Below are 26,234 nucleotides of genomic sequence, written 5' to 3' on the forward strand. Positions count from 1 at the left end.
CAAACCTAATAAAAATAAGACGAAACGACTCTGACATAACAAAAACAACACGGCAGAGACGCAGCTAACAGATTTTTTTGGAGAAGATGTGCTTTGCAGGGTACGGCGTGCCGAAACCAGCAACCGGTTAGAGAAAAATAAAACTACCTCAGGTAGCTACCCACTGGTTGGATCGTTTACGAAAAAGCAGATCAGCGCTCAAAAAAATACGTTTGCTCTTGACCCCGGATGGGGGTCACCCAAAACAGCGGTAAGGGCCACGGCTACCAAAAACAACAACAGGCCGCCCCTCAATAATAAAAAGAGCACGCAACGACACATTAAAGGGGACCTTCGGGTCCCCTTTGTGCTTTCTGCGCGTTATTGCGGCGGTGTTCGCAGCTCTTCGATGGAGATTTCGCGCATGCGAAACTTCTGGATCTTGCCCGTCACCGTCATCGGAAACGCATCGACGAATTTGAAGTGCCTGGGCGTCTTGAAGTGAGCGATGCGGCCCTTGCACCAGGTTTGCAGCTCCAGCTCGTTCGCCACCTGGCCCGGGTGGAACTTGATCCAGGCAACGATTTCCTCGCCGTAGCGTTCATCGGGGATACCGATGATTTGCACATCGGCCACGGCCGGATGGGTGAAGAAAAACTCTTCGAGCTCCCGTGGATATACGTTCTCGCCACCACGAATGATCATGTCCTTGTTGCGCCCGACGATGCAGACGTAACCGTGTGCGTCCATGGTCGCCAGGTCGCCGGTGTGCATCCAGCCTTCCTCGTCGATGGCATCGCGAGTGCCTTCGGGGTTGTTCCAGTAGCCGAGCATCACGCTGTAGCCGCGTGTGCACAGTTCGCCTATTTCACCGCGTGGCACTGTGTTGCCGTCACGATCGATGATCTGGTTCTCCAACTGCGGCTGGGTGCGACCCACGGTGGTCACGCGGCGCTCCAGATCGTCATCGGCACCGGTCTGCAAGGACACCGGGCTGGTTTCGGTCATGCCATAGGCAATCTGCACTTCGCGCATGTGCAGCTCGTCAATGACGCGGCGCATCACCTCGATCGGGCAGGTCGAGCCGGCCATGATCCCGGTACGCAGGCTGGCCAGGTCGAACTCGCCCAGGCGTGGGTGATCGAGCAGTGCGATAAACATGGTCGGCACGCCGTACAGGCCGGTGGCACGCTCTTCGGCGACGGCGGTCAGCGTCAGCAGCGGGTCGAAACCGTCATTGGGATAGATCATGGTGGTGCCGTGGGTGATGCACCCCAGGTTGCCCATGACCATGCCGAAACAATGGTACAGCGGCACGGGAATCACTAAACGGTCTTGCGCGGTAAGCCCCAGGCTTTCGCCGACCATATAGCCGTTGTTGAGGATGTTGTGGTGGCTGAGGGTGGCGCCTTTGGGAAAGCCGGTGGTGCCGGAGGTGTACTGGATATTCACCGGCTGGTCGACATGCAGGCTGGCCTGGCGGGTATGCAGTTGCTGCACAGGGACGCTCGCACCCAGCGCCGACAAGTGCGCCCAGGGCATGAATGGCGTGGGCGGGTTGGGGTCCAGGCTGATGATGCCGCGCAGGCCGGGCTTGAGCTCCTGCAGCATGGCGTGATAATCGGAGGTCTTGAACGCGCTGGCGCACACCAGCCACTGGCAGCCCGACTGCTTGAGCACGTAGTCCAGCTCACTGGTGCGATACGCCGGGTTGATATTGACCAGAATCACCCCGAGCTTGGCACTGGCGATCTGGCAGATACACCACTCGGCGCAATTGGGCGCCCAGATACCCAGGCGGTCGCCGGTCTGCATGCCCAACGCGATGAACGCCCTGGCGTGTAATTCAACCGTCTCGGCCAATTGACGCCAGGTCAAGCGTCGCTGTTGATGGCGGACCACCAAGGCTTCGCCATCTGGATGTTGCGCAGCGGTACGATCGAACGCCTCGCCAATCGTCATGGCCAGCAAGGCCTTGTCCTGGGAGCCACGGCTGTAGCTCTGATTCGGTTGATCCATAACGACCCCTGTTGTCTTTTTTGTAGGTTGACGTAAACGTAAACTACGATTGACAGCGCCGCAACGCAAGCTTACGTTAACGTAAAGGTTAGCGCCCTCCCCCGCGCCCGGCCTTCACAACAACACAACAACAAAAGCTCACATTAAGGTGCCTGTCCATGAGTTACCCGTCCCTGAACTTCGCCCTCGGCGAAACCATCGACATGCTGCGCGACCAGGTGCAATCCTTTGTGGCCAAGGAGATCGCGCCCCGCGCGGCCCAGATCGACATCGACAATCTGTTTCCCGCTGACCTGTGGCGCAAGTTCGGCGACATGGGCCTGCTGGGCATCACCGTGCCGGAGGAGTACGGCGGCGCCGGCCTGGGCTATCTGGCGCACGTGGTGAGCATGGAAGAAATCAGCCGTGGCTCGGCTTCGGTGGCGTTGTCCTACGGGGCCCACTCCAACCTGTGCGTCAACCAGATCAACCGCAACGGCACCCACGCACAGAAACTCAAATACCTGCCCAAGCTGATCAGCGGCGAGCACATCGGCGCCTTGGCGATGAGCGAGCCGAATGCCGGTTCCGACGTAGTGTCGATGAGACTGCGCGCCGACAAACGCGGCGACGTGTATGTACTCAACGGCAGCAAGACCTGGATCACCAACGGTCCCGACGCCAACACCTATGTGATCTACGCCAAGACTGACCTGGAAAAAGGCGCCCACGGCATCACTGCGTTTATCGTCGAGCGCGACTGGCCAGGCTTCAGCCGCAGCACCAAGTTCGACAAGCTGGGCATGCGCGGTTCCAACACCTGCGAGCTGTTTTTCGATGACGTCGAAGTGCCCGAAGAGAACATCCTCGGCGTACTCAATGGCGGCGTCAAAGTGCTGATGAGCGGCCTCGATTACGAACGCGTGGTGCTTTCCGGCGGCCCCACCGGGATCATGCAGGCCTGCATGGACCTGATCGTGCCCTACATCCACGACCGCAAGCAGTTCGGCCAGAGCATTGGCGAGTTCCAGCTGATCCAGGGCAAGGTTGCCGATATGTACACCCAGCTCAATGCCAGCCGCGCCTACCTCTACGCGGTGGCCCAGGCCTGCGAGCGCGGCGAAACCACGCGCAAGGATGCCGCCGGGGTAATTCTTTACAGCGCCGAACGCGCCACGCAAATGGCTCTTGATGCGATCCAGATTCTGGGCGGCAACGGCTACATCAATGAGTTCCCCGCCGGACGCCTGTTGCGTGATGCCAAGCTGTACGAAATCGGCGCCGGCACCAGTGAGATTCGGCGGATGTTGATCGGTCGCGAACTGTTCAACGAAACCCGCTGAAGGAGCGCCCCATGGCTACCCTGCACACCCAGCTCAACCCACGCTCGACGGAATTCGTCGCCAACAGCGCGGCGATGCGCCAACAGGTCGACGCGCTGCACACCCTGCTCGCCCAGGTACAACAAGGCGGCGGCGCCAAGGCCCAGGAACGCCACACCTCGCGCGGCAAACTGCTGCCACGTGAGCGCATCAATCGCTTGCTCGACCCAGGCTCGCCATTTCTCGAATTGAGCCAGCTGGCCGCCCATCAGGTGTATGGCGAAGACGTGCCCGCCGCCGGCGTGATTGCCGGCATCGGCCGTGTGGAAGGTGTCGAATGCATGATCGTCGCCAACGATGCCACCGTGAAGGGCGGTTCGTACTACCCGCTGACGGTCAAGAAACACTTGCGCGCCCAGACCATCGCCGAACAGAACCGCCTGCCGTGTATCTATCTGGTGGACTCCGGCGGTGCCAACCTGCCGCGCCAGGATGAAGTATTCCCGGACCGCGAACACTTCGGGCGGATCTTCTTCAACCAGGCCACTATGAGCGCCCAGGGCATCCCGCAGATTGCCGTGGTGATGGGCTCGTGCACCGCCGGTGGCGCCTATGTGCCGGCGATGGCCGACGAAGCGATCATGGTGCGCCAACAGGCGACGATCTTCCTCGCCGGCCCGCCACTGGTGAAGGCCGCCACCGGCGAAGTGGTCAGCGCCGAAGACCTCGGCGGCGCCGATGTGCACTGCCGGATTTCCGGCGTGGCCGATCACTATGCCGACAACGATGAACACGCCCTGGCCCTGGCCCGTCGCAGCGTGGCCAATCTCAATTGGCGCAAGCTCGGTGAGTTGCGCCAACGCCCGCCCGTGGCGCCGTTGTGCAGCGGCGAAGAGCTCTATGGCGTGATCCCGGCCGATGCCAAGCAGCCGTTCGACGTGCGCGAAGTGATCGCACGGTTGGTGGACGCTTCGGTGTTCGATGAGTTCAAGGCGCTGTTCGGCACCACCCTGGTGTGCGGCTTTGCGCACTTGCACGGTTACCCGGTGGCAATCCTGGCCAACAACGGAATTCTGTTTGCCGAAGCTGCGCAGAAAGGCGCGCACTTTATCGAACTGGCCTGCCAGCGCGGGATTCCGCTGCTGTTCCTGCAAAATATCACGGGTTTCATGGTCGGCCAGAAGTACGAAGCCGGCGGCATCGCCAAGCACGGCGCCAAACTGGTGACGGCGGTAGCCTGCGCCAAGGTGCCGAAGTTCACGGTGATCATCGGTGGCAGTTTCGGTGCAGGCAACTACGGCATGTGCGGGCGCGCCTATGACCCGCGATTTTTGTGGATGTGGCCCAATGCACGCATCGGCGTGATGGGCGCCGAACAGGCGGCGGGCGTGCTGGTGCAGGTCAAGCGCGAGCAGGCCGAGCGCGCCGGTAACGCGTTCAGTGCCGAGGATGAGGCCGCGATCAAGCAGCCGATCCTCGACCAATACGAAACCCAGGGCCACCCCTACTACTCCAGCGCACGCTTGTGGGATGACGGCGTCATCGACCCGTTGCAGACCCGCGAAGTACTGGCCCTGGCGCTGTCCGCCGCCCTCAATGCGCCTATCGAGCCGAGCCGCTTCGGCGTGTTCCGCATGTAACCTGCAGGAGCGAGCTCGCTCGCGAAAAACGTCCAGTCAACGCGTGCATCCTGGATACCCGCGTTACCGTTGACGACCTTCGCGAGCAAGCTTGCTCCTACAGGAGGCCTCTCATTTTCATGGAGCTTCTTGCATGAGCGATTTCAACACCCTCGAACTGGTCACCGACAGCCGTGGCTTTGCCACGCTGTGGCTCAGCCGTGAAGCCAAGAACAACGCGTTCAATGCGCAGATGATCCGCGAACTGATCATCGCTCTCGACCACGTACAGGGCGATCCGTCCCTGCGCTTTCTGGTGTTGCGCGGGCGCGGCAAGCACTTCAGCGCCGGCGCAGACCTGGCCTGGATGCAGCAGTCGGCCGAGCTGGATTACCACACCAACCTGGACGACGCCCGTGAGCTGGCCGAGTTGATGTACAACCTGGCCAAGCTGAAAATCCCCACCCTGGCGGTGGTGCAAGGCGCCGCTTACGGCGGCGCGCTGGGCTTGATCAGTTGCTGCGACATGGCGATCGGCGCCGATGACGCGCAGTTCTGCCTGTCGGAAGTGCGTATCGGCCTGGCACCGGCGGTGATCAGCCCATTCGTGGTGCAGGCCATCGGTGAACGCGCGGCCCGTCGCTATGCCTTGACGGCCGAGCGGTTTGGCGGCCAGCGTGCACGCGAGATCGGCCTGTTGGCGGAAAGCTACCCGGTCGAGACGTTGGAGCAACGGGTGGATGAGTGGATCGCCAATCTGCTGCAGAACAGCCCGGCGGCGATGCGTTCGAGCAAAGACTTATTGCGTGAGGTGGGCAACGGTGCCTTGACCCCGGCGCTGCGGCGTTACTGTGAAAACGCCATCGCGCGTATCCGGGTCAGTGCCGAGGGCCAGGAAGGCTTGCGCGCTTTTCTGCAAAAACGCGCACCCAGCTGGCAAACCAAGGAGCCGCACCCATGAGTACACTGACTAGCGTGCTGGTGGCCAACCGTGGCGAAATTGCCTGCCGGGTCATGCGCACCGCCAAGGCGATGGGGCTGACCACGGTGGCTGTGCACAGTGCGATCGACCGTGATGCGCGGCACAGCCGCGAGGCGGATATTCGTGTCGACCTGGGCGGCAGCAAGGCCACCGACAGTTACCTGCAGATCGACAAACTGATCGCCGCCGCCCACGCCAGCGGCGCCCAGGCGATTCATCCGGGTTACGGCTTTTTGTCGGAAAACGCCGGGTTCGCCCGGGCCGTCGAGGCAGCGGGCTTGATCTTCCTCGGCCCGCCCGCCTCGGCCATTGACGCCATGGGCAGCAAGTCGGCGGCCAAGGCGCTGATGGAAACCGCCGGTGTGCCGCTGGTGCCGGGCTATCACGGCGAGGCCCAGGACCTGGAGACTTTCCGCGAAGCCTGTACGCGTATCGGTTATCCCGTACTGCTCAAAGCCACGGCCGGCGGCGGCGGCAAGGGCATGAAGGTGGTCGAGGATGTCAGCCAGCTGGCAGAAGCCCTGGCCTCCGCCCAGCGTGAAGCCCTGTCGTCATTCGGCAACGGGCAGATGCTGGTGGAGAAATACCTGCTCAAACCGCGCCATGTGGAGATCCAGGTATTTGCCGATCGACACGGCAACTGTCTGTACCTCAATGAGCGCGATTGCTCGATCCAGCGCCGTCATCAAAAGGTCGTCGAAGAAGCCCCCGCGCCGGGACTCAGTGCCGAGCAACGCAAGGCCATGGGCGAAGCGGCGGTACGCGCGGCGCAGGCGATCGGCTATGTGGGCGCGGGCACCGTGGAGTTCCTGCTGGATGCCCGCGGCGAGTTTTTCTTCATGGAGATGAACACCCGCCTGCAAGTCGAGCATCCGGTCACCGAGGCGATTACCGGCCTCGACCTGGTGGCCTGGCAGATCCGGGTGGCCCAGGGCGAGGTGCTGCCGATCACCCAGGCGCAGGTACCGCTGAAGGGGCATGCCATTGAGGTAAGGCTGTATGCCGAAGACCCGGCCAACGATTTTCTCCCTGCCACCGGACGGTTGGCGCTGTACCGCGAGTCCACCCCAGGCCCGGGGCGGCGCGTGGACAGCGGCGTTGAACAAGGAGACAGCGTTTCGCCCTTCTACGACCCGATGCTCGGCAAGCTGATTGCCTGGGGCGAGGACCGCGAGCAGGCGCGGCTGCGCTTGCTGGGCATGCTCGACGAGTATGCGGTGGGCGGGCTCAAGACCAACCTGGGCTTCCTGCGGCGCATCATTGGGCATCCGGCCTTTGCCGCGGCCGAGCTGGATACCGGGTTTATTCCACGCTATCAGGCTGAGCTGCTGCCGGTGGCCGGGGCCTTGAGCGATGAGTTCTGGCAGGCGGCAGGTGCGGCCTTTATGCAAACCTTGCCAGCCGGTGACGGACCGTGGGCCGCTACCCACGGCTTTCGCGCGGGACTGCCGGCGCAGGTTTCACTGCATTTGAGCTGTAACGGCCAGGATCGACTGGTCACACTGGCCGGGCAATCGTCGCCACTCACAGACGAGCGCCTGGTAATCGAACACCAAGGTATGCGCCGCTGCCATCTGGCGGTGCGCGATGAAGACACCGTGTACCTGCGTTGGGATGGCGAGATGCAGGCGATCAGCCTGTTCGACCCGATTGCGGCGGCCGAGGCCGGCCACACGCCTCAAGGCGGCCTCACTGCGCCCATGAACGGCAGCATTGTGCGCGTGCTGGTGGACATCGGCCAACGCGTCGAAGCCGGTGCGCAACTGGTGGTACTTGAAGCGATGAAGATGGAACACAGTATCCGCGCGCCTGCGGCGGGCGTAGTCAAGGCGCTGTTTTGCCAGGAGGGCGAGATGGTCGCCGAAGGCAGTGCACTGGTGGAACTGGAGCCGGCGGACTAGAACTTCGCCGTGGCTTGCACGACAACGCCCAGAATGCGGCAATCTTCGGTGAACAGCAGTTTGGGATAGGTAGGATTGAGCGGCACCAGGTAAAGCTGGCCGCTGTCTGCCTGCAACTGGCGAAAGGTAGCCTGGGGGTTGTCCAGCCATTGCACAACCACCAGCTTGCCGGGCTGCGCCTTGACGGCCGGATCGACCAGGATCAGCATGCCTGCGCTGATGCTCAGGCCTGTGGGCGCGGTCATGGCGTCGCCGATCACCGGCAGCCAGAAGGCTTCGCCGTGGGCGTGGTAATCGGTCGATTCGAAGCGCTCCGGTCCATAGCAGGCCCGCGCCTCACGCAGCTCGCACACGCCGTTCCAGTCGTTGACCGGGTAGCGAAAGTACGGGTTGTAGTGGTGCTCCAGTGCCGACTGTGTGTCCGCCCTCTCGCGAATCTCCAGCGCGACTTCAAGGTAGCCCAGCCCCAGTTCCGCCAGTACCCGGTTCATATCCGCCAGGCTCGGAACGCGGCGCTTGTTGAGCCAATGGCCCACGCCGCCCTGAGACATGCCCAGGCGCTCCGCCAGTTCATCCTGCGTAACCTTGCGGTCTTTCATGTTGGCTCGAACCAACGCTATCCAGTTATCCATGGCGCTGACAATACGTTGCGTATTTTCCAGGGCAATAAACAGTTTGTAGTAATCCATAAAACGACATAAATACGATACGTACTATTATCGATATAAGGTTTTCGACACCCACCCAGAGTACCGCCCCTTATGACGACGAGCCCGTATTCCCTGCCTGAAACACCTGAACACACTGAGCTGCACGATATGCGCTGCAGCGGCGCCGCACAGCGCGCGCTGGACTATTACTTGAAAGAAGAGATGTCTGCGCCCGCCTCGGACTCGACCTTCTTCACCCTCAAACCAGGCATCAGCCAGGAGGAAGCGCTGGTGCACGCCTCCGACCTGCTGCGCAGTGCCGCAGCAACCGCCTACGAGTCGGCGAGCAGCCATCAGGGCAGTCAGCGTGACCTGGCATTTTCCGTGGTGTATTTGATCGATATGGCGAAGGCGATGGTGGAGCGGTCATTGCGAACCCCGGACGCTCATGCAAACGGATGAGCCCGCACGGGAAAAATATTTCTATCGAACGGATAAAAACATTTGACTTGCAAATGATAATGATTATTATTGGACCCAGCTGATCGCGAGATCAGTCGATAGACCAAGAGACCTTAGGTCGGACTCCTGGAATATCTCCTCATCAGGCTAATCACGGTTTTTGACCCGGCTCTTTGGCCGGGTCTTTTTTTTGCCAGTTATTTCTGGCATGGCTTCAGGCTAATGAAGACTGTGTATTGCTCGATGGCGCGGATGGTAGCAAAAGACCATTGCGAAAAGAAAGCCACACCAGGATTTCAGCCCATATCTGCGCGATTTAGCGCTTGAGAATCAATCTCATGGACCCTAAGCTGCGGCGGCGTCACGGATGACGCCCCCCTCATTCATGCAACAATTTTGCTTCCAGACATTGCCTGCTGCCTGTGTAAGATAGCCGCCACATCCTCATATTCAGGCAACCAGACTATGACCGTGGCCTTGACGTCCATCAAAATCAGCACCGACTTCGACAGCGGCAATATCCAGGTCCTGGATGCCAGCGATGCCTACCAGTTGTTGCTGGCAATCAAACCCGACACCCGCAGCCAACATTACCAGTGGTTCCACTTCAAGGCCGAGGGCATGCATGTGGGCCACACCCATACTTTTCGCCTGAGCAACGCGGGCCGATCTTCCTACAAGCATGCATGGACCGGCTATAACGCCGTGGCCTCCTATGACCACGTCAATTGGTTCCGCGTGCCGTCACGCTTTGATGGCGAAATCCTGCATGTCAGCCTCCAGACCCGGGAAAAACACGCGTGGTTCGCCTACTTCGAACCTTACAGCCGTGAACGTCACGACTGGTTGATCGAACAGGCCCTGAAGTACGCCGGCGTCAAGCTGCTGGCCACCGGTAAAAGTGTCGAAGGCCGCGATATTCAACTGCTGCGCCGTGGCAAAGGGGGCGAAGGTCGCCGCAACGTGTGGATCATCGCCCAGCAGCATCCCGGCGAGCACATGGCTGAATGGTTTATGGAAGGCGTGATCGAACGCCTGCAACAGAGCGGTGATACCGAGTTGAAAAAGCTCCTGGCCGTCGCCGACCTGTACCTGGTGCCCAACATGAACCCCGACGGCGCCTTTCACGGCCATCTGCGTACCAACGCCATGGGCCAGGACCTCAATCGCGCCTGGCAGAGCGCCAGCCAGGAGCTCAGCCCGGAAGTCCTGTTCGTGCAACAACAAATGGAAAAATATGGCGTCGACCTGTTCCTCGACATCCATGGCGACGAAGAAATTCCCTACGTTTTCACCGCCGGATGCGAAGGCAACCCCGGTTACACACCGCGTATCGAAACCCTGGAAAAACACTTCCGCAGCCACCTGAGCCAACTGACTCGTGACTTTCAGACCACCCACGGCTACACCCGCGATCTGCCGGGCGAAGCCAATATGACCCTGGCTTGCAATGCGGTCGGTGAGAAATACGACTGCCTGTCACTGACCCTGGAGATGCCCTTCAAGGACAATGATGATGCGCCCAATCCGCAAACCGGTTGGTCAGGCGAGCGCTCCAGGCAATTGGGCAAGAACGTCTTGAGCAGCGTGGCCGATATCATCGGCCACGTGCGTTAACGGTCGGTCAAAACCTGATCAGTGCTTGGTCCCGGTCATGCTTTGCAGCACACCGTCGCGGCGGATCAACCCGTGGAACAGCGCGGCCGCCAGGTGCACCAGCACCGTCAGGAACAGCAGGTAGGCGAGGTAACCATGGGCCTTGCGCAACAGCGCAAACAACGGCGCATTCGCCGACACCAATGCCGGCAGTTGCACGGAGCTGCTGAGCATCACCGGGTCACCGGCGGCCGAAATCATCGCCCAGCCCAACAACGGCAACACCAGCATCAACCCATACAACACCACGTGGGACGCCTTGGCCGCGAGTACTTGCCACAGCGGCAAGTCCGTCGGCAGCGGTGGCTGGCGCGTGGAGAAACGCACCACCAGGCGCACGACCACCAGCGCCAGGATGGCGATCCCCAACGGCTTGTGCAGGTGAATCAGCCACTCGTGCCGCTCAGACACCGACGCCGCCAGGCCCGCGCCGATAAACAGCATGGCGATGATCATCAACGCCATCAGCCAGTGCAGCAAACGCGCCAACGGGGCGAAAAACCGTGGTTGAACATTCATGGCTTCGACTCCTGGGAGGCGCTGTGCAGCGGGCTGACTTCACCGGCGCGGCGCAGGTAGGAACTGGCATAGGCCGCCGAGCGTGCCGCCAGCAGCGGGTCATTGGACGCCTCGATACCGCTGGGCAGAATCAGCGGGTCGAAGTTGATATCGCGGCAATCGCCGTCGGCTTGTGGCTGGCTGCTCTGCAGCACCAGGGTGCCGGCATTGACTACCTTGTGCGCGCCGGTCCAGGTCTTGCTGGCGTCATCGAGCGGGTCGCCGGGATTGGCCAGCGTCATGTTCAACTGCCAATGCAGCGGCCCCGCAGCCAGGCGCTGCACCAGGTCCTTTTCCAGGAAGTCGCCGCCTTCAGGGGCGGTATCGTCGGCTGCGTCGCGGCTCTGCGGCACCACGGCCCAGCGCACGGCCTGACGCTTGCCGTCGGCATTGACCAGGTAAAACGCATTGATGCCATTGTAGGTTTCGGTCGCGTAACTGGCCGATGGCTTGGCAGTTTTAACCCAGGCCAGAAACGGCGCTGTTTCCGGGTGTGCGGCAAAAAACGCCGGCATGCTCGCCGGGTTCGGCTTGCCAGTGGCCGGGTCCGGCGCGCCGGCCTTGAGCAACTGGTAGAACGCCTCGGGCGTGCCCACCGGAAACACCGGCATGCTGTTCATTCCGGTGCGCCACTGCTGGCCGTTGGCCTGGCTGAACTGCACGGCAAAACTGCGGATCGGCACGCTGCTGTCAGGCGCATAAGGGTTGCCGCTGGGCAAGGCGAATCGTCCGATCACCGGGGTTTTCGCCTCGTTGAATACCTGGGCGCTGGAGTAGGCGCGCACCTCGGAATTGCTCTCGAAGTACCCGGCCACGCACACGCCCTTGGCATGGTTACGCCGAAACCCCGGGTGCACACCGTTATTGGTTTCCAGGGCATTGACCAAGGTTTTTGGGCGCAGACGCTGTGGGTCGAGGGTGCCGTTGACGTAGGCAAATGCCCCGGCCACAACGGCAACCACGGCACCGATAGCGGCGAGTCGCGCGACCAGGCTCGCAGTACTTAACGGAGGACGAGGCGGTGATGAGTGGTCTACCATGAATGAACTCCAGGGCCAGAGGCCTTAGGGGGTGAAACATAAGGTCGGAGCATTGAGACGCACGCCGATAAACTCTATTCCCTGGCCGCGGTTTATTTTTCGGCCCATGGAATAACCTTCGGCGCCGGACGTCTCCCTAGTCCCAGCGTAGTCCCAGCCGCGTAGTGATCAACCAGACGCCCATGCATGAACTCGACGAACAGTTACGTGAACTCATCCCCAGGCTGCGGCGCTTTGCCGTGTCCCTGACCCGTAACGCCAGCAGTGCCGACGACCTGGTGCAGTCAACCCTGGAACGGGCGATCACCCATTGGGCAGAGAAACGCGTCGAAGGCGACTTGCGCGCCTGGCTGTTCTCGATCCTCTACCGGCAATTCCTCGATGCCCACCGTCGCACCCGACGCTACGCACGGATGCTGGAGTTCTTCACCGGGCGTGACGATGCGCAGCCATCGGTCGAGCGCACCGTGATCGCCCAGTCGACCCTGCAAGCCTTCGATCAACTCAACACCGAGCAGCGGGCGCTGCTGCTGTGGGTCTCGGTCGAGGGCATGAGCTACAAGGAGGTCGCCGAGATTCTCGACGTGCCCATAGGCACCGTGATGTCGCGTCTATCGCGGGCGCGGCAAGCCTTGCGTCAACTCAGTGATGGCGAAATCGCCAGCCCTTCCCTGCGGATACTCAAATGATCAGCCTGCCCCCCAGCGAACGCGATTTGCATGCCTACGTCGATCACCAACTGTTGGAGAGTGATCGCCGCGTGCTCGAAACTTACCTGGCGGCCCATCCGGACGTCGCCGCCCAGGTCCATGCCTGGCAGCATGACGCGCAATTGCTGCGCGCCGCGTTAGGCGGTGCCCTGCAACAGCCAGCCAACCCGGACCTGGACCCGGCGCTGATCCGTCAGCGCCTCAAGCGCCAGTCGCGCCGCCACTTTGCCACGGCCGCCGTGTTGCTGATCGCGGTGAGCCTCGGCGGTATCGGGGGCTGGCACGCCCGTGAAGCCACCCAGCCAGCGCTGTTGCCGATGGCCGATGCGATGCAGGCGTTTCGCTTGTTTGCCCAGGACGGCATGATGCCGGCGGACTATAAGGGCCAGGGTAGCAGCACGATGCAAGCCTGGCTGGATCGCTACTTCAGCCAGGCGCACCGCCTGCCCGACCTCAGCGCGGCAGGGTTCATCCCGGTCAGCGGGCGCTTGCTGACCACCGAGCAAGGCGCCGCCGCCATGGTGCTGTACGAAGACCCGCAGGGCCGACGCATCAGTTTCTACATCCGCCCACCTGGCCCGGAAAACGGTTTCCTGCCTCGTGGCAGTCGCAGTGCCGATGGTTTGCAGGCTCAATACTGGTCCGGCGCGGGCTACAACTATGCGGTGGTCAGCCCGGCGGACCAGCCCGCCCCGCCGATGCAGAAGCTATAGAGGCCCGAGTTTTACTGCCCGATGAGAGATAGACAGCCCCATAGCCCGTCCTACATCAAGGCCAAGGGATCCCAAGCTCAGCGGCAACCCCCTGTGCATATTCGGCACTCACTCCTGCGAAGTTTGTCAGTTGACGCAGCACTACTGCATCACTGACCCCGGCCATCGCCCCACCAATATTGGCGAACAACACCGCCTTTTCTGCGGGGGTCATGAGGTTGAACAGGGCCCGTGGATGTGAGTAATAGTCGTTATCCACCCGATGGTTGTAACGAGCTGTGGCACCGCCTTGGCGTAGCAACGGCTCTACAAATCTCGAGTCTTGTTTAGGCGCTTCGACATCACTGTTGGGTTCGTAATTGAGGCTGGCGCCACCATTTGTACCTGACGCCATAGCGCCATCGCGTTGATAATTTTGTGCTGGACTCAGTGGCGCATTGATCGGCAGTTGCTGGTAATTGGTGCCAATACGATAACGTTGTGCATCGGGGTAAGCGAATACCCGACCTTGCAACATGCGATCAGGCGACAAGCCAATCCCTGGGACCACATTGGCCGGGCAGAAGGCCGACTGCTCAACTTCGGCATGATAGTTTTGCACATTGTGATTCAACTCGATCACGCCTACGTCCCTCAGCGGAAACTGGGCATGCGGCCATATCTTGGTGACATCGAAGGGGTTCTCGACAGAAGCATCGGCCTGCGCCTCGGTCATGGTCTGTATACGCACCGTCCACTTGGGAAAATTCCCATTGTCGATGGCGTTGAACAAATCGCGCGTGGCGTAATCCGGGTCTGCACCGGCCAGTCGCATCCCTTCCGCCGTGGTCAGGTTTTTAATCCCTTGCTGGGTCTCAAAATGCCATTTGACCCACGTACGCGTATTGGCATTATTTAACAAACTGAAGGTATGACTGCCAAACCCATGCATGTGGCGGAAGCCATCGGGAATAGCACGGTCTGAAAACAGGATGGTGACTTGGTGCAGTGACTCAGGGGAGAGCGAAAGAAAGTCCCACACATGCTCTGCATTTGGCAGGTTGGTCTGCGGGTCAGGTTTTTCAGAATGGATAAAGTCTGGAAATTTTATCGGGTCACGAATAAAGAACACCGGCGTGTTATTGCCCACAAGGTCCCAATTACCTTGCTCGGTGTAGAACTTTACGGAAAAGCCACGCGGGTTGATCACGGTGTCCGCAGAGCCGCGGGAGCCAATGACACTGGAGAACCGTGTAAAAATCGGCGTTTGCTTGCCAATACTGCTGAACAGGGCGGCGCGGCTGAGCCTGCTGATGTCGTTCGTAACCGTGAAGGTACCGTATGCGGCTGCCCCTTTGGCGTGCACACGCCGTTCAGGAATATTTTCACGGTTAAAATGGGCAAGCTTTTCGATCAATAGAACATCGTCGATCGCGATGGGGCCGATACGCCCGGAAGTTCGTGAGTTCTGGTTATCTGCAACGGGAGCGCCGCCATCGGTAGTAAGGGTTGTGGGACACATATTCAATACTCCTCAAATCATTCATAGGACCGCCGCCTAACGAGCTGAGAGGACTACCGACCATCAAGATGACACCATTTATTTCCTACTACATGGACTTTGATACGGATTCTCAAGCGAAAACTTCAAGCTAATAGCGCTTCGTTCCATTCATGGACAGCAGCGACTCCATTAATATAGCTGCTTTTTCGAGCACGATAAAAAACCACCCAACCGTTGGCATCGCTGATATTGCTGCATCATCAGTCCTTTTTCCTTTCGAGTGAACTCAAAGCGCATGGATACCCTCGCCCAACTCAAGGCCGGCCAATTGGCCGGCGCTACCCGCCTGGACCTGGCCTGCGGTTTGACCGAGTTCCCTCGGGAAATCTTCGAACTGGCCGACTCGCTGGAAATCCTCAACCTTACGGGCAACGCCTTGAGCAGCCTGCCGGACGACCTGCACCGCCTGCGGCACCTGCGCGTGCTGTTCTGCTCGGACAACGCCTTCACCGAACTGCCCGAATGCCTGGGCCGATGCGCCGAACTGAGCATGATCGGCTTCAAGGCCAACCGCATCGAGCGGGTGCCGGCGGCCGCTCTGCCGCCGCAATTGCGCTGGCTGATCCTCACCGACAATTGCATCAGCCAATTGCCCGACGAACTCGGCCAACGCCCGCTGCTGCAAAAGCTGATGCTGGCCGGCAACCAACTGGCGCAATTGCCGCCCAGCCTGGCCCAGTGCGAAAACCTTGAGTTGATCCGCATCGCGTCCAACCGACTGACCCACCTGCCGCAGTGGCTGCTGACCCTGCCGAGCCTGACCTGGCTGGCGTACGCCGGTAACCCGGTGGAAATGGCCATGGAAGTGACGGCCGACGCGACGCCGGACATTCCCTGGACCGACCTGCAACTGGGCGAAGTGCTGGGCGAAGGCGCCTCGGGGATTATTCGCAAGGCGCTGTGGAAACCCCAGGCGATGCCGGTCGCGGTCAAGCTGTACAAAGGCACCATCACCAGCGACGGTTCACCGCTGCATGAAATGCAAGCCTGCATTGCCGCCGGGCTGCACCCCAACCTGATCAAGGTCGAAGGCCGCGTCAGCGATCACCCCGATCAACAGGCTGCACTGGTGATGGACCTGATCGACCCAAGCTACCGCAACCTCGCGGCGTTGCCGAGCCTGGCCTCGTGCACGCGGGATATCTACGCACCCGACACCCGTTTCAGCCTGGATGTGGCACTGCGCATGGCTCGCGGTATCGCCTCGGTCGCCGCGCACCTGCACCGGCACGGCATTACCCACGGCGACCTGTATGGCCACAATATTTTGTGGAATGCGGCGGGCGATTGTTTGCTCGGGGACTTTGGCGCGGCGTCCTTCCATGCCACCGCGGACACCGCGGAAACCAGAGCACTGCAGCGCATTGAAGTACGCGCGTTCGGCGTGCTGCTGGGGGAGTTGCTGGAGCGGGTCGAGGGGGCCGTTGCAGACGAGCTGGTTGAACTGCAAATCAGCTGCTGTCAGCCACAGGTGCTGGCGCGACCAAACTTCGAAGAGATCGAAGTCTTGCTGAGCGCGCTCTGACACCACTGGAACAAATGTGGGAGGGGGCTAGCCCTGGTGTCTGTAGAAGCGAGCTTGCTCGCGAAAAACCCACAGGCACCGCGTTCATTCAGGACGCACGCGTTATCGTTGACGTTTTTCGCGAGCAAGCTCGCTCCTACAGGGGGCGGTGTGCCATGGGTATCTACACAACGCCCAACGCTAACCACGATGCGCAGCGAGCCGCTCTTGATCTTGATCTTGATCTGCTTTTGATCCTAGGCGCCCCGTTAAACCACGCTGGCCGAACGCAGGCTTGAATCCGTGGGTAACCCGGCAGGACGCCGGGTTAGCCGCACTGGGCCATGGATGGCCCATTGCGGCGGCCCACGGATTCAAGCCGGAGTGAGGGCACACCGAGCCTAGGCGAGGTGCCGAGTGGTGGGGCAAGAGCGTTTTGCTTACTTTTGCGCTTTTCAAAAGTGAGCCGCCGTCAGGGCGGAACCCTAAGTGGCCGTTACCTAAATAATGGATATGTACTCGGTCTGATCCAAGATACTGGCTGGCCCTGAGGCCGCCATCGGGGGCAAGCCCCCTCCCACATTTTAACTGCCCGCATTTTGACTGCATGCATCCAGATAGAATCAGCCAGCCAGGCCGACAAACATATCCTGCACATCATCATGGTTGTCCAGGCCTTCCAGGAACGCCTCGACTTCGGCCATCTGCTCATCGGTCAAACCACTGACCGGGTTTTTCGAGAGGTAACCCAGCTTGGCCGACAGCACGGTGAAGCCCTGTTCCGGCAAGGCTTTCTGCACGGCGTCCAGGTCGGTGGTTTCGGTAATGAACAAGGTAGTGCCTGCTTCTTCGCCGTCTTCAAAGTCCTGGGCGCCGGCTTCGATGGCGGCCATTTCCGGATCAGCGTCCGGGGTGTCCGGCGATGCTTCGATCAGCCCGACGTGGTTGAAGTCCCAGGCCACCGAGCCGGAAGCCCCCAGTTGGCCCTTGCGGAACGCCACGCGGATTTCCGCGACGGTGCGGTTGATGTTGTCGGTGACGCACTCGACGATCAACGGCACCTGGTGCGGGGCGAAACCTTCGTAGGTGACGCGGTGGTACTGCACGGTTTCACCCAGCAGGCCGGCGCCCTTCTTGATCGCGCGGTCCAGGGTTTCCTTGGGCATCGAGGCCTTCTTGGCCTGCTCCACCACCAGACGCAGGTGAGCGTTGGTCGAGGTGTCCGCACCGTTGCGGGCGGCGATGGTGATTTCTTTCACCAGCTTGCCGAAGATCTTGCCCTTGGCATTGGCTGCCGCTTCTTTATGTTTGACTTTCCACTGTGCGCCCATGACTCACTCTCTACTTTCCATGGCGCCGAAACGTCTACTGGCCGGCGCTTTGGGGGCAGAGTTTATAGCGCAGCAACGCATCGTTCCACCAAAAACCCTCAAGGCGCCAACTCGAAAAACGCCTGAATCAGGCGCAGCGACCGGCGCCGCTCCAGGCAACCGAGCCAGTGCCGGTTCAGCAGGCCATCGGCCAGGATCGGCACGGCGCGTACGCGCGGGTCCTGGCTGACCTCCATCGACGACACCACCCCGACGCCCAACTCGGCCGCAACCGCCTCGGTCACCGCTTCCCGGCTGTCCAGTTCCAGCAGCACCCTGGGTCGCACATCCGCAGCCAGGCACGCATCATCAAAGGTACGCCGCGTGATGGAACCGGGCTCGCGCAGCACCATGATCGCCTCGTTCAACGCCGTCAGGGCAATGCCCTCGGTCTGCTCTGCCCACGGATGCGCGACCGGCACCAGTGCGCAAATACGTGACTCACCCAAGGGATGCAGGTACAGGCCTTTGCGCGGCGCCACTTCGGTCAGCACCGCCACGTCTGCATGTTCGGACAGCAATGCCGCCAGCGCTTCCTGGGCATTACCCAGGCGCAGATTCACCGTGACGCCCGGATAGTGGGCGCGCAGCCGGGCGATCATCGGCATCACCAGGTGCGGGCCGTCCGCCGCCACTTCCAGACGCCCGGTGAGCAATTGGCGGTTGGCTTCGAGCATGGCCTGGGCCTCATCCACCAGGCCGAAGATGGCCCGGGTGATGGCCGCCAGGCGGGCGCCCTCCTCGGTCAACTCGACCCGCCGCGCGGTGCGGCGCAGCAACGGGATCTGGTAGTGCTCCTCCAGCGCCTTGATGTGCCCGGTCACCGCCGGCTGGCTGATGAACAGCCGGGCGGCCGCACGGGTAAAACTGCCCTCACGGGCCACCGCATCGAATGCGCGCAGTTGGAACAGGTTCATAATCATCGGCCTCACTGATAGCTCGCATAACAACAAACAATTTGATTGATGACAAGCCAAACTGCAATTTAGGCGCCGTAGAGTCGACCCGTTGTTTTACGAGGACCCGAGATGACCCCTGCCGCACCACTTCTGCTGACCCCAGGCCCGCTGACCACGTCCAACCGTACCCGTCAGGCGATGATGGTGGATTGGGGTTCCTGGGATGAGCGTTTCAACCAACTCACCGCCAGCGTGTGCGAGCATTTGCTGGCGATCATCCATGGCGCCGACAGCCACCATTGCGTGCCGTTGCAAGGCAGCGGCACTTTTGCCGTCGAAGCCGCCATCGGCACCCTCGTGCCGCGTAACGGCAAGGTGCTGGTGCTGATCAACGGCGCCTACGGCAAGCGCCTGGCGAAGATCTGTGAAGTGCTCGGCCGCACGTACAGCATCTTTGAAACCCCGGAAGACCAACCCACCACCGCTGCCGATGTGGACCGTCTGCTGCACGCCGACGCGGCGATCACCCATGTCGCGCTGATCCACTGCGAAACCAGCACCGGCATTCTCAATCCGCTGGCGCAGATCGCCGAGGTGGTCAAACGCCACGGCAAGCGCTTGATCATCGACGCCATGAGTTCCTTCGGCGCGCTGCCGATCGATGCGCGCCAAGTGCCCTTCGACGCATTGATCGCAGCCTCCGGCAAATGCCTGGAAGGCGTGCCGGGCATGGGCTTTATCTTCGCCGAAAAGACCGTGCTGACCGCAGCGCAAGGTAACAGTCATTCCCTGGCAATGGACCTGTTCGACCAGCACAGCTACATGGCGCGCACCGGCCAGTGGCGCTTCACCCCGCCCACCCACGTGGTCGCCGCCCTGCACGAAGCGCTGTTGCAATACCACGAAGAAGGCGGCCTGCCCGCCCGCCACCAACGCTACGCCACCAACTGCCGCACGCTCCTGGACGGCATGGCCGAACTGCGCCTGCGCAGCTTCCTGCCGGCGGCGATCCAGGCGCCGATCATCGTCACCTTCCACGCACCGAAAGACCCGCGCTACCAGTTCACGGACTTTTACGAACGGGTCAAGGCCAAGGGTTTCATCCTCTATCCGGGCAAATTGACCCAGGTGGACACCTTCCGCGTGGGCTGTATCGGCCATGTCGATACGACCGGCATGCGCGCGGCGGTCGAGGCCATCGCCGAGGCGCTGCAGGAAATGGACGTGCTGGACATTTGATTGCCCCCTTACACAGGACCCGCATCATGAACTATCAGAACCCCACCACCCTCCAGGCCGTCATCCTCGACTGGGCCGGCACCGTGGTCGACTTCGGCTCCTTTGCCCCGACGCAGATTTTTGTCGAAGCCTTCGCCGAGTTTGGCGTACAGGTGTCCATCGAAGAAGCCCGTGGCCCGATGGGCATGGGCAAGTGGGACCACATTCGCACCCTCTGCGACCAGCCGCAGGTCGCCGAGCGATATCGCAAGGCCTTCGGCCGCACGCCGACCGACGAAGACGTGAGCGCGATCTATCAACGCTTCATGCCGCTGCAGATCGAAAAAATCGCCGAACACTCGGCCCTCATCCCAGGCGCCCTCGACACCCTCGCCGGCGTGCGTGCCCAGGGCATCAAGATCGGCTCCTGCTCCGGTTACCCCAAACAAGTGATGGACAAGGTGGTCGCCCTGGCCGCCAGCAACGGCTACGTGGCCGACCATGTGGTTGCCACCGACGAAGTGCCCAATGGCCGCCCGTGGCCGGCGCAGGCGCTGGCTAACGTGATCGCGCTGGGCATTGACGATGTGGCGGCGTGCGTGAAAGTCGACGACACGGTGCCGGGTATCCTCGAAGGCCGACGCGCAGGCATGTGGACGGTGGCGCTGACCTGTTCCGGCAACGCCCTGGGCCTGAACCATGAGCAATTCCGGGCGCTGGACAGCGCCACACTGGCCATCGAGCGCCAGCGTATCGAAGCGATGTTCGAAGGCTCACGCCCGCACTACCTGATCGACACCATTACCGATCTGCCGCAGGTGATCGCTGATATCAACGCACGCCTGGCTCGCGGAGAAATGCCGCAAAGCCACTGATGAAGGTCAATGCAGCGGCATTCACAACAGGCGAAGCGCTTAAAACAGGCATACAGTTAACCCACTCCGTCAAAGAGCGGAGGTATGCCCCTGATGAGTGAGGAACCCAACGATGCCGTGGAAAAATTCCGATACGCGCTACAGCACCATGTCGATTGCATTGCACTGGTTGATGGTGGTGCTGCTGGCGGTGGTCTACGCCTGCATTGAGTTGCGCGGCCAGTTCCCCAAAGGCAGCGGTGCACGCACGCTGATCGTCGAGATGCACTTTATGTTCGGCCTCACCGTGTTTGTGCTGGTGTGGCTGCGCCTGTTCGCCCGCAGCCTGGGCGTGGCGCCGAAGATCGTGCCGGCGCCGCCGCCATGGCAGCGCCTGTTGGCGACCCTGACCCACTTCGCGCTGTATGCCTTGATGATCGGCATGCCGATTGCCGGCTGGCTGATCGTCAGTGCCGAGGGGCATTCGGTGATGTTCTATGGGATGGAATTGCCGCCGCTGATCGCTGAAAACAAGTCACTGGCCAAGGAGATCGAAGGCTGGCATGTGCTGTTTGGCCAAATTGGTTACTGGCTGATCGGGCTGCATGCGTTGGCGGGAATCTTTCATCACTACGTGCTGCGCGATAACACAGCGCTGAGAATGATGCCGGGTGGGAGGGGACTTGCTTCCGGTGGCGTTGAGTCAGCGGGCACATTCATCGAGTGATACACCTTATCGGGCGCAAGCCCTGATGCCAGTCAGTTAAGGCTTTTTGTAGGAGCGAGCTTGCTCGCGAAAAACTCACAGGCGCCGCGTTCAATCAGGAAGCACGCGTTATCGTTGACGTCTTTCGCGAGCAAGCTCGCTCCTACAGAGGGCGACGTTCGCTTGACTGACTGGCATCAGGGCAAGGCCCCTCCCGCAAAGGCATTGAAACCTCGGCGGCCTTGCAGGCCGCCGGTGTGGATGAAGATCAAGCGAGCGCCGGGGGCGAAGCGTCCGGCCTCGATCTGTTGCTTCAATGCCAGCAGCGTTTTGCCGGTGTAGAGCGGCTCCAGCGGCACACCGCTGGCCTGTTCGGTGCGTTCGATAAAATCGAGCAGCAGCGGATCGACCTTGGCAAAGCCGCCTCGGCTGGCGTCGATCAGTTCGTAACCGTTGTGCACCATCGCACTTACGTTCTGCGCGACACCGTGATCGTCCGGCACTGCCAAGGCGCCGTACACAATATGCCTGCCCGCCTCGGCCAGTGCCAAGCCGGCCAGGGTCGTCCCGGTACCGGCTGCCAGCCACCAGGCGTCGTAATCCGCCCAACCGAGCTGGCTCAACTGCGCCTGCGCCTGCTCGACCAGCACCCCGCAGCCCAGCGCACCGGCCAGCCCGCCGCCGCCTTCGGGTACCGGATGGAGATGGGGATACTGTTCGCGCCAAGGCAACCAGAAATCCGGCTCATGGCGTGCGCGATAGCCGCCGTATCCGAGCCAATGCAATTGCATGCCGAACGCCCTGAGGTCGAGCACGGTGGGTGTGTCTTGAGGATGGCCGCGCAACAGGCCGACCGTTGGAAAGCCAAAGCGCTTGCCTGCCGCCGCCAGTGCGTGCAGATGGTTGGAGTAAGATCCGCCGAGGCTGATGACCCCGGTGGCCCCCGCGTGTCGTGCCTGGTTCAGGTGTTCGGTGAGCTTGAACCACTTGTTGCCGCTGATCAGCGGATCGATACGGTCCAGGCGCAGCACCGCCAACTCGATCCCGTTCAGCCAATCGAGCTGCACAGGTTCAAGGGGTGCGCGGGGCAGCCAGTCGAAAGGGCCCATCGAGAGGTATCTGAATGAAAAAGAGGCGGTAGTCTACCACCGCCCCTCTTCGGCGACTTACAGCTCGGCAGCCAGGCGCGAACCCTGGTTGATGGCGCGCTTGGCGTCCAGCTCGGCTGCCACATCGGCACCGCCGATCAGGTGCACGTTCTGCCCGACGGCGACCAGGCCGTCATGCAGCTCGCGCAGCGGGTCCTGGCCGGCACAGATGACGATGTTGTCCACCGCCAGCACCTGGGTTTCGCCCTCGGCGCCGATGCGGATATGCAGGCCTTCATCATCGATCTTCAAGTATTCCACGCTGTTGAGCATCTGCACCTGTTTGTTTTTCAGGCCGGTACGGTGGATCCAGCCGGTGGTCTTGCCCAGGCCGTCGCCGACCTTGGAGGCCTTGCGTTGCAGCAGGAAGACTTCACGCGCCGGTGCATGGCACTCGGGCTTGATCCCGGCCACGCCGCCACGGGCTTCGAGTCGGGTGTCGATGCCCCATTCTTTCCAGAACGCTTCGCGATTCAGGCTGGTGGACACGCCCTGATGCACCAGGAATTCCGACACGTCGAAACCGATACCGCCCGCGCCAATCACCGCTACGCGCTTGCCGACCGGCTTGCGCTCCAGGATCACGTCCAGGTAATTGAGCACCTTGGGATTCTCCACACCCGGGATCGCCGGCGTACGCGGCGCGATACCGGTGGCCAGGATCACTTCGTCGTAACCGCCCGCCACCAGTTGCGCCACATCCACACGGGTGTTCAGGCACAGCTCGACGTGGGTGGTCTGCAATTTGCGCTTGAAGTAGCGCAGGGTTTCGAAAAACTCTTCCTTGCCCGGTATGCACTTGGCGATGTTGAACTGGCCGCCAATCTCGCTGGCCGAATCGAACAAGGTCACCTGGTGCCCACGCTCGGCAGCCACCGTAGCAGCAGCCAGCCCGGCAGGACCTGCACCGACGACGGCAATTTTCTTGATCTGCTGCACGGGCAGGTAGTTGAGCTCGGTCTCATAGCACGCACGCGGATTGACCAGGCAGGTAGTCAGCTTGCCGCCAAAGGTGTGGTCCAGGCACGCCTGGTTGCAGCCGATGCAGGTGTTGATCTCGTCAGCGCGCCCGGCAGCGGCCTTGTTGACGAACTCCGGGTCGGCGAGAAACGGCCGCGCCATCGAGACCATATCGGCATCGCCCTCGGCGAGGATCTGTTCGGCGACTTCCGGGGTGTTGATACGGTTGGTGGTGATCAGTGGAATCTGCACCGCGCCCCGCAACTTGGCGGTGACCTTGCTGAACGCCGCGCGCGGCACTTTGGTGGCAATGGTCGGGATACGTGCTTCGTGCCAGCCGATACCGGTGTTGATGATGGTTGCGCCGGCCTGCTCGATGGCCTTGGCCAACTGCACGACTTCTTCCCAGACGCTGCCGCCCTCGACCAGATCCAGCATCGACAGGCGGAAAATAATGATGAAATTCGGGCCGACCGCTTCGCGCACCCGGCGCACGATTTCCACGGCCAGGCGCATACGGTTTTCAAAGCTGCCACCCCAGCGGTCGGTGCGATGGTTGGTGTGGGCGGCCAGGAACTGATTGATGAAGTAACCTTCGGAACCCATGATTTCCACGCCGTCGTATTCGGCAATCTGGGCCAGCCGCGCGCAGGTGACAAAGTCCTGGATCTGCTTCTCGATGCCCTCCTCGTCCAGCTCTTTGGGCTTGAACGGGTTGATCGGCGCCTGGATCGCACTCGGCGCTACCTGCTTTGGGCTGTAGGCATAACGCCCGGCATGCAGGATCTGCATGCAGATCTTGCCACCGGCATCGTGCACGGCCCGCGTAACGATTCGGTGCTTTTGCGCCTCTTCGTCGGTGGTCAGCTTGGCCGCGCCGGCATACACGCCACCTTCATCATTCGGGCCAATGCCGCCGGTCACCATCAGGCCGACGCCGCCTCGGGCGCGCTCGGCGAAATAGGCCGCCATGCGCTCGAAACCGCCGGGCTTTTCTTCCAGGCCAGTGTGCATCGAGCCCATCAGGGTGCGGTTGCGCAGAGTAGTAAAACCCAGGTCCAACGGGGCCAGCAGGTGCGGGTAGGCAGCAGCGCTCATGGTACAGCTCCACAACGGATCATCACGGGACGTGGAGGGCTCGAATGGCACCCCATCGGTTTATGTCCCACAGACTAAGAGGCGATCACCTACCGCTCAATGACTGAAACTGACAACTTATTGATCCAAATGCACAGCAGCCCTTGGCAATCACGGCCAGGGGCCCTACCCTAGCGGCGAACCCCGCCCCCGGTCTGTTGTCTGTTGCCCCATGCGTAAATTACTTGTGTTCACCGTCACCATGGCCCTGGTTGCCGCCCTCGCCGCGTATCTGGTCTGGACCCAGGAGCGCCCTGTGGCGCATTACCTGTCGGACCTGCGCATCACCCTCGCGGTCAATGAAGGTCAGCCGGCCGAGCGTGGCAACCTGCTGGGTATCCAGCCGGAGCTGTTCCCTGCCGACTATCAGAGCCTGGAGCGCCTGCACCTGAAGCTCTCGGCCTACCTGCAAAAGGCCCGCGAACAGGGCCTGATCAACGACAAGACCGTCGTCGTGCTGCCGGAACATGTCGGCACCTGGCTGATGCTGGCCGGCGAAAAAAATGAGTTGTACCAGGCCACCCACCTCAAGGACGCGATGAACTGGCTGTCGATCAGCAACCCGTTGCAGTTCCTGCGTGCCTGGATCAGCGCGACCGGTGACAACCGCATGGACGATGCCTACCTGCGCATGAAAGCTCCCGGCATGGCGCGCGATTACCAAGTGCTGTTTGGCGGCCTGGCCAAGGAATTCGGCGTGACCCTGGTGGCCGGTTCCATCGCCCTGCCCAACCCCAGTGTGAGCCTGGGGCAACTGCAGGTCGGCCATGGTGCGCTGTACAACGTCAGCGTGGTCTTCGCCGCCGATGGGTTGCCCCTGGGCCAGCCGCAGCGCCAGCTGTATCCGATCTACGACGAACGCGGCTTTATCGAACCCGGCGATGAAAACATTGTCAGCGTGGTCGACACCCCGGCCGGGCGCCTGGGCGTGCTGATCGGCAGCGACAGCTGGTACCCGGACAACTACCGCAAGCTCAACGAACAAGGCGCCCAACTGATTGCCGTGCCGGCCTATGTGACCGGGCGTGACACCTGGGACCGCCCGTGGCGCGGCTTCAAGAGCGTGTCGACCCCGTCCGAAGTCAGTCTGAAGCCCGAAGAAACCAGCGAGGGCGAAGCCTGGCGCCGCCTGACCCTGATCGGCCAGCCACCGATCAGCCAGGCCACGGCGGGTATGAGCGTGTTTTTGCGTGGCCAGTTCTGGGACCTGGGCAGCGCCGGACAAAGCTTTCTCAGCCGCAACGGGCAACTGTTTGCCGACGGCGATGCCCGTGGCGCACGCCTGCTGAATATCTGGCTATAACC

Annotated in this window: 22 protein-coding genes; 13 read left to right on the forward strand and 9 right to left on the reverse strand. The window is 61.5% G+C overall.

The annotated features are described in order from the left end of the window. Nucleotides 1–360: 360 nt before the first annotated feature. A complete protein-coding gene (locus MRY17_RS15765; RefSeq protein ID WP_191951936.1) occupies nt 361–1,998 on the reverse strand; it encodes an AMP-binding protein in 1,638 nt (545 codons plus the stop codon). A 158-nt stretch (nt 1,999–2,156) separates the two neighbouring features. Between MRY17_RS15765 and MRY17_RS15770 the strand changes: the two genes are divergently transcribed. The 4 genes from MRY17_RS15770 (at nt 2,157) to MRY17_RS15785 (ending at nt 7,801) form a co-directional block, all read left to right on the forward strand. Next, entirely contained in the window at nt 2,157–3,320 is a 1,164-nt protein-coding gene (locus MRY17_RS15770) for an isovaleryl-CoA dehydrogenase (protein WP_181284411.1), read from the forward strand. Nucleotides 3,321–3,331: 11 nt separating this feature from the next. Next, entirely contained in the window at nt 3,332–4,939 is a 1,608-nt protein-coding gene (locus MRY17_RS15775) for a carboxyl transferase domain-containing protein (RefSeq protein WP_243352452.1), read from the forward strand. Between the two features lie 133 nt (nt 4,940–5,072). Further along, nucleotides 5,073–5,879: a gamma-carboxygeranoyl-CoA hydratase gene (locus MRY17_RS15780; RefSeq protein ID WP_243352453.1), complete on the forward strand. Its 807-nt coding sequence runs from the start codon at nt 5,073–5,075 to the stop codon at nt 5,877–5,879. Next, nucleotides 5,876–7,801 carry an acetyl/propionyl/methylcrotonyl-CoA carboxylase subunit alpha gene (locus tag MRY17_RS15785; RefSeq protein WP_181284408.1) on the forward strand — a complete coding sequence of 642 codons (1,926 nt, stop codon included), beginning with the start codon at nt 5,876–5,878 and terminating at the stop codon, nt 7,799–7,801. Before MRY17_RS15780 ends, MRY17_RS15785 begins: the two co-directional genes overlap by 4 nt. Here the strand turns inward: MRY17_RS15785 and MRY17_RS15790 are convergent. Beyond that, nucleotides 7,798–8,433 carry a LexA family protein gene (locus MRY17_RS15790; RefSeq protein ID WP_181284414.1) on the reverse strand — a complete coding sequence of 212 codons (636 nt, stop codon included), beginning with the start codon at nt 8,431–8,433 and terminating at the stop codon, nt 7,798–7,800. The two genes, MRY17_RS15785 and MRY17_RS15790, sit on opposite strands and share 4 nt — an antisense overlap. 129 nt (nt 8,434–8,562) lie before the next feature. On the opposite strand from MRY17_RS15790, the gene MRY17_RS15795 reads away from it, so the two are divergent. Beyond that, the gene (locus tag MRY17_RS15795; RefSeq protein WP_181284407.1) at nt 8,563–8,913 is read left to right on the forward strand and encodes a DUF6124 family protein; all 351 of its coding nucleotides are present in this window, start codon (nt 8,563–8,565) and stop codon (nt 8,911–8,913) included. A gap of 465 nt (nt 8,914–9,378) precedes the next feature. Next, nucleotides 9,379–10,530, forward strand: a complete 1,152-nt coding sequence (locus MRY17_RS15800; RefSeq protein WP_181284406.1) for a M14 family metallopeptidase — start codon at nt 9,379–9,381, stop codon at nt 10,528–10,530. A gap of 18 nt (nt 10,531–10,548) precedes the next feature. Here the strand turns inward: MRY17_RS15800 and MRY17_RS15805 are convergent, their stop codons facing one another. Together MRY17_RS15805 and MRY17_RS15810 are read right to left on the reverse strand one after the other, a co-directional pair. Next, nucleotides 10,549–11,088, reverse strand: coding sequence for a cytochrome b (locus tag MRY17_RS15805; protein WP_181284405.1), 540 nt, complete (start codon nt 11,086–11,088; stop codon nt 10,549–10,551). After that, complete coding sequence (locus tag MRY17_RS15810) at nt 11,085–12,167, reverse strand: catalase family peroxidase (RefSeq protein WP_181284404.1); 1,083 nt, start codon at nt 12,165–12,167, stop codon at nt 11,085–11,087. The genes MRY17_RS15805 and MRY17_RS15810 overlap by 4 nt, the downstream gene beginning before the upstream one ends. Nucleotides 12,168–12,349: 182 nt before the next feature. On the opposite strand from MRY17_RS15810, the gene MRY17_RS15815 reads away from it, so the two are divergent. Next, the gene (locus MRY17_RS15815) at nt 12,350–12,856 is read left to right on the forward strand and encodes a sigma-70 family RNA polymerase sigma factor (RefSeq protein WP_181284403.1); all 507 of its coding nucleotides are present in this window, start codon (nt 12,350–12,352) and stop codon (nt 12,854–12,856) included. Beyond that, the gene (locus tag MRY17_RS15820) at nt 12,853–13,590 is read left to right on the forward strand and encodes an anti-sigma factor family protein (RefSeq protein ID WP_243352454.1); all 738 of its coding nucleotides are present in this window, start codon (nt 12,853–12,855) and stop codon (nt 13,588–13,590) included. Before MRY17_RS15815 ends, MRY17_RS15820 begins: the two co-directional genes overlap by 4 nt. 55 nt (nt 13,591–13,645) lie before the next feature. Here the strand turns inward: MRY17_RS15820 and MRY17_RS15825 are convergent, their stop codons facing one another. Next, entirely contained in the window at nt 13,646–15,091 is a 1,446-nt protein-coding gene (locus MRY17_RS15825) for a catalase (protein WP_243352455.1), read from the reverse strand. A gap of 277 nt (nt 15,092–15,368) precedes the next feature. Here MRY17_RS15825 and MRY17_RS15830 point away from each other — a divergent pair, with 277 nt between their 5' ends. Further along, nucleotides 15,369–16,658 (forward strand): leucine-rich repeat-containing protein kinase family protein, encoded by a 1,290-nt coding sequence (locus MRY17_RS15830; RefSeq protein WP_181284400.1) that lies wholly within the window; start codon nt 15,369–15,371, stop codon nt 16,656–16,658. Nucleotides 16,659–17,260: 602 nt separating this feature from the next. Here the strand turns inward: MRY17_RS15830 and MRY17_RS15835 are convergent. Then, on the reverse strand, nt 17,261–17,968 hold the full coding sequence (locus tag MRY17_RS15835) for a YebC/PmpR family DNA-binding transcriptional regulator (RefSeq protein ID WP_065884874.1): 708 nt from the start codon (nt 17,966–17,968) through the stop codon (nt 17,261–17,263). 98 nt (nt 17,969–18,066) lie between these two features. Then, nucleotides 18,067–18,924, reverse strand: coding sequence for a LysR substrate-binding domain-containing protein (locus MRY17_RS15840; RefSeq protein ID WP_191951940.1), 858 nt, complete (start codon nt 18,922–18,924; stop codon nt 18,067–18,069). Nucleotides 18,925–19,035: 111 nt separating this feature from the next. Here MRY17_RS15840 and MRY17_RS15845 point away from each other — a divergent pair, with 111 nt between their 5' ends. The 3 genes from MRY17_RS15845 to MRY17_RS15855 all read left to right on the forward strand — a co-directional run bounded on the left by MRY17_RS15845 (nt 19,036) and on the right by MRY17_RS15855 (nt 21,705). Then, the gene (locus MRY17_RS15845; RefSeq protein ID WP_243352456.1) at nt 19,036–20,145 is read left to right on the forward strand and encodes a 2-aminoethylphosphonate--pyruvate transaminase; all 1,110 of its coding nucleotides are present in this window, start codon (nt 19,036–19,038) and stop codon (nt 20,143–20,145) included. Between the two features lie 26 nt (nt 20,146–20,171). Continuing rightward, nucleotides 20,172–20,999 (forward strand): phosphonoacetaldehyde hydrolase, encoded by an 828-nt coding sequence (phnX, locus tag MRY17_RS15850; RefSeq protein WP_243352457.1) that lies wholly within the window; start codon nt 20,172–20,174, stop codon nt 20,997–20,999. Nucleotides 21,000–21,111: 112 nt separating this feature from the next. After that, nucleotides 21,112–21,705 (forward strand): cytochrome b, encoded by a 594-nt coding sequence (locus tag MRY17_RS15855; RefSeq protein ID WP_243352458.1) that lies wholly within the window; start codon nt 21,112–21,114, stop codon nt 21,703–21,705. Nucleotides 21,706–21,881: 176 nt separating this feature from the next. Here MRY17_RS15855 and MRY17_RS15860 read toward each other — a convergent pair whose 3' ends face one another. After that, nucleotides 21,882–22,793: a 1-aminocyclopropane-1-carboxylate deaminase/D-cysteine desulfhydrase gene (locus MRY17_RS15860; RefSeq protein ID WP_243352459.1), complete on the reverse strand. Its 912-nt coding sequence runs from the start codon at nt 22,791–22,793 to the stop codon at nt 21,882–21,884. Nucleotides 22,794–22,850: 57 nt separating this feature from the next. Further along, nucleotides 22,851–24,890 carry an NADPH-dependent 2,4-dienoyl-CoA reductase gene (locus MRY17_RS15865; RefSeq protein WP_243352460.1) on the reverse strand — a complete coding sequence of 680 codons (2,040 nt, stop codon included), beginning with the start codon at nt 24,888–24,890 and terminating at the stop codon, nt 22,851–22,853. A gap of 211 nt (nt 24,891–25,101) precedes the next feature. Between MRY17_RS15865 and MRY17_RS15870 the strand changes: the two genes are divergently transcribed. Further along, complete coding sequence (locus tag MRY17_RS15870; protein WP_243352461.1) at nt 25,102–26,232, forward strand: carbon-nitrogen hydrolase family protein; 1,131 nt, start codon at nt 25,102–25,104, stop codon at nt 26,230–26,232. Nucleotides 26,233–26,234 lie beyond the last annotated feature (2 nt).

The sequence above is a fragment of the Pseudomonas orientalis genome (assembly GCF_022807995.1).
Classification (GTDB): Bacteria; Pseudomonadota; Gammaproteobacteria; order Pseudomonadales; family Pseudomonadaceae; genus Aquipseudomonas; species Aquipseudomonas orientalis_B.

Excerpts from the sequence above, each read along its gene's own strand:
- MRY17_RS15765 (WP_191951936.1), bottom strand. The coding sequence starts at position 1,998 with ATGGATCAACCGAATCAGAGCTACAGCCGTGGCTCCCAGGACAAGGCC.
- MRY17_RS15770 (WP_181284411.1), top strand. The coding sequence starts at position 2,157 with ATGAGTTACCCGTCCCTGAACTTCGCCCTCGGCGAAACCATCGACATG.
- MRY17_RS15775 (WP_243352452.1), top strand. The coding sequence starts at position 3,332 with ATGGCTACCCTGCACACCCAGCTCAACCCACGCTCGACGGAATTCGTC.
- MRY17_RS15780 (WP_243352453.1), top strand. The coding sequence starts at position 5,073 with ATGAGCGATTTCAACACCCTCGAACTGGTCACCGACAGCCGTGGCTTT.
- MRY17_RS15785 (WP_181284408.1), top strand. The coding sequence starts at position 5,876 with ATGAGTACACTGACTAGCGTGCTGGTGGCCAACCGTGGCGAAATTGCC.
- MRY17_RS15790 (WP_181284414.1), bottom strand. The coding sequence starts at position 8,433 with ATGGATAACTGGATAGCGTTGGTTCGAGCCAACATGAAAGACCGCAAG.
- MRY17_RS15795 (WP_181284407.1), top strand. The coding sequence starts at position 8,563 with ATGACGACGAGCCCGTATTCCCTGCCTGAAACACCTGAACACACTGAG.
- MRY17_RS15800 (WP_181284406.1), top strand. The coding sequence starts at position 9,379 with ATGACCGTGGCCTTGACGTCCATCAAAATCAGCACCGACTTCGACAGC.
- MRY17_RS15805 (WP_181284405.1), bottom strand. The coding sequence starts at position 11,088 with ATGAATGTTCAACCACGGTTTTTCGCCCCGTTGGCGCGTTTGCTGCAC.
- MRY17_RS15810 (WP_181284404.1), bottom strand. The coding sequence starts at position 12,167 with ATGGTAGACCACTCATCACCGCCTCGTCCTCCGTTAAGTACTGCGAGC.
- MRY17_RS15815 (WP_181284403.1), top strand. The coding sequence starts at position 12,350 with ATGCATGAACTCGACGAACAGTTACGTGAACTCATCCCCAGGCTGCGG.
- MRY17_RS15820 (WP_243352454.1), top strand. The coding sequence starts at position 12,853 with ATGATCAGCCTGCCCCCCAGCGAACGCGATTTGCATGCCTACGTCGAT.
- MRY17_RS15825 (WP_243352455.1), bottom strand. The coding sequence starts at position 15,091 with ATGTGTCCCACAACCCTTACTACCGATGGCGGCGCTCCCGTTGCAGAT.
- MRY17_RS15830 (WP_181284400.1), top strand. The coding sequence starts at position 15,369 with ATGGATACCCTCGCCCAACTCAAGGCCGGCCAATTGGCCGGCGCTACC.
- MRY17_RS15835 (WP_065884874.1), bottom strand. The coding sequence starts at position 17,968 with ATGGGCGCACAGTGGAAAGTCAAACATAAAGAAGCGGCAGCCAATGCC.
- MRY17_RS15840 (WP_191951940.1), bottom strand. The coding sequence starts at position 18,924 with ATGAACCTGTTCCAACTGCGCGCATTCGATGCGGTGGCCCGTGAGGGC.
- MRY17_RS15845 (WP_243352456.1), top strand. The coding sequence starts at position 19,036 with ATGACCCCTGCCGCACCACTTCTGCTGACCCCAGGCCCGCTGACCACG.
- phnX (WP_243352457.1), top strand. The coding sequence starts at position 20,172 with ATGAACTATCAGAACCCCACCACCCTCCAGGCCGTCATCCTCGACTGG.
- MRY17_RS15855 (WP_243352458.1), top strand. The coding sequence starts at position 21,112 with ATGCCGTGGAAAAATTCCGATACGCGCTACAGCACCATGTCGATTGCA.
- MRY17_RS15860 (WP_243352459.1), bottom strand. The coding sequence starts at position 22,793 with ATGGGCCCTTTCGACTGGCTGCCCCGCGCACCCCTTGAACCTGTGCAG.
- MRY17_RS15865 (WP_243352460.1), bottom strand. The coding sequence starts at position 24,890 with ATGAGCGCTGCTGCCTACCCGCACCTGCTGGCCCCGTTGGACCTGGGT.
- MRY17_RS15870 (WP_243352461.1), top strand. The coding sequence starts at position 25,102 with ATGCGTAAATTACTTGTGTTCACCGTCACCATGGCCCTGGTTGCCGCC.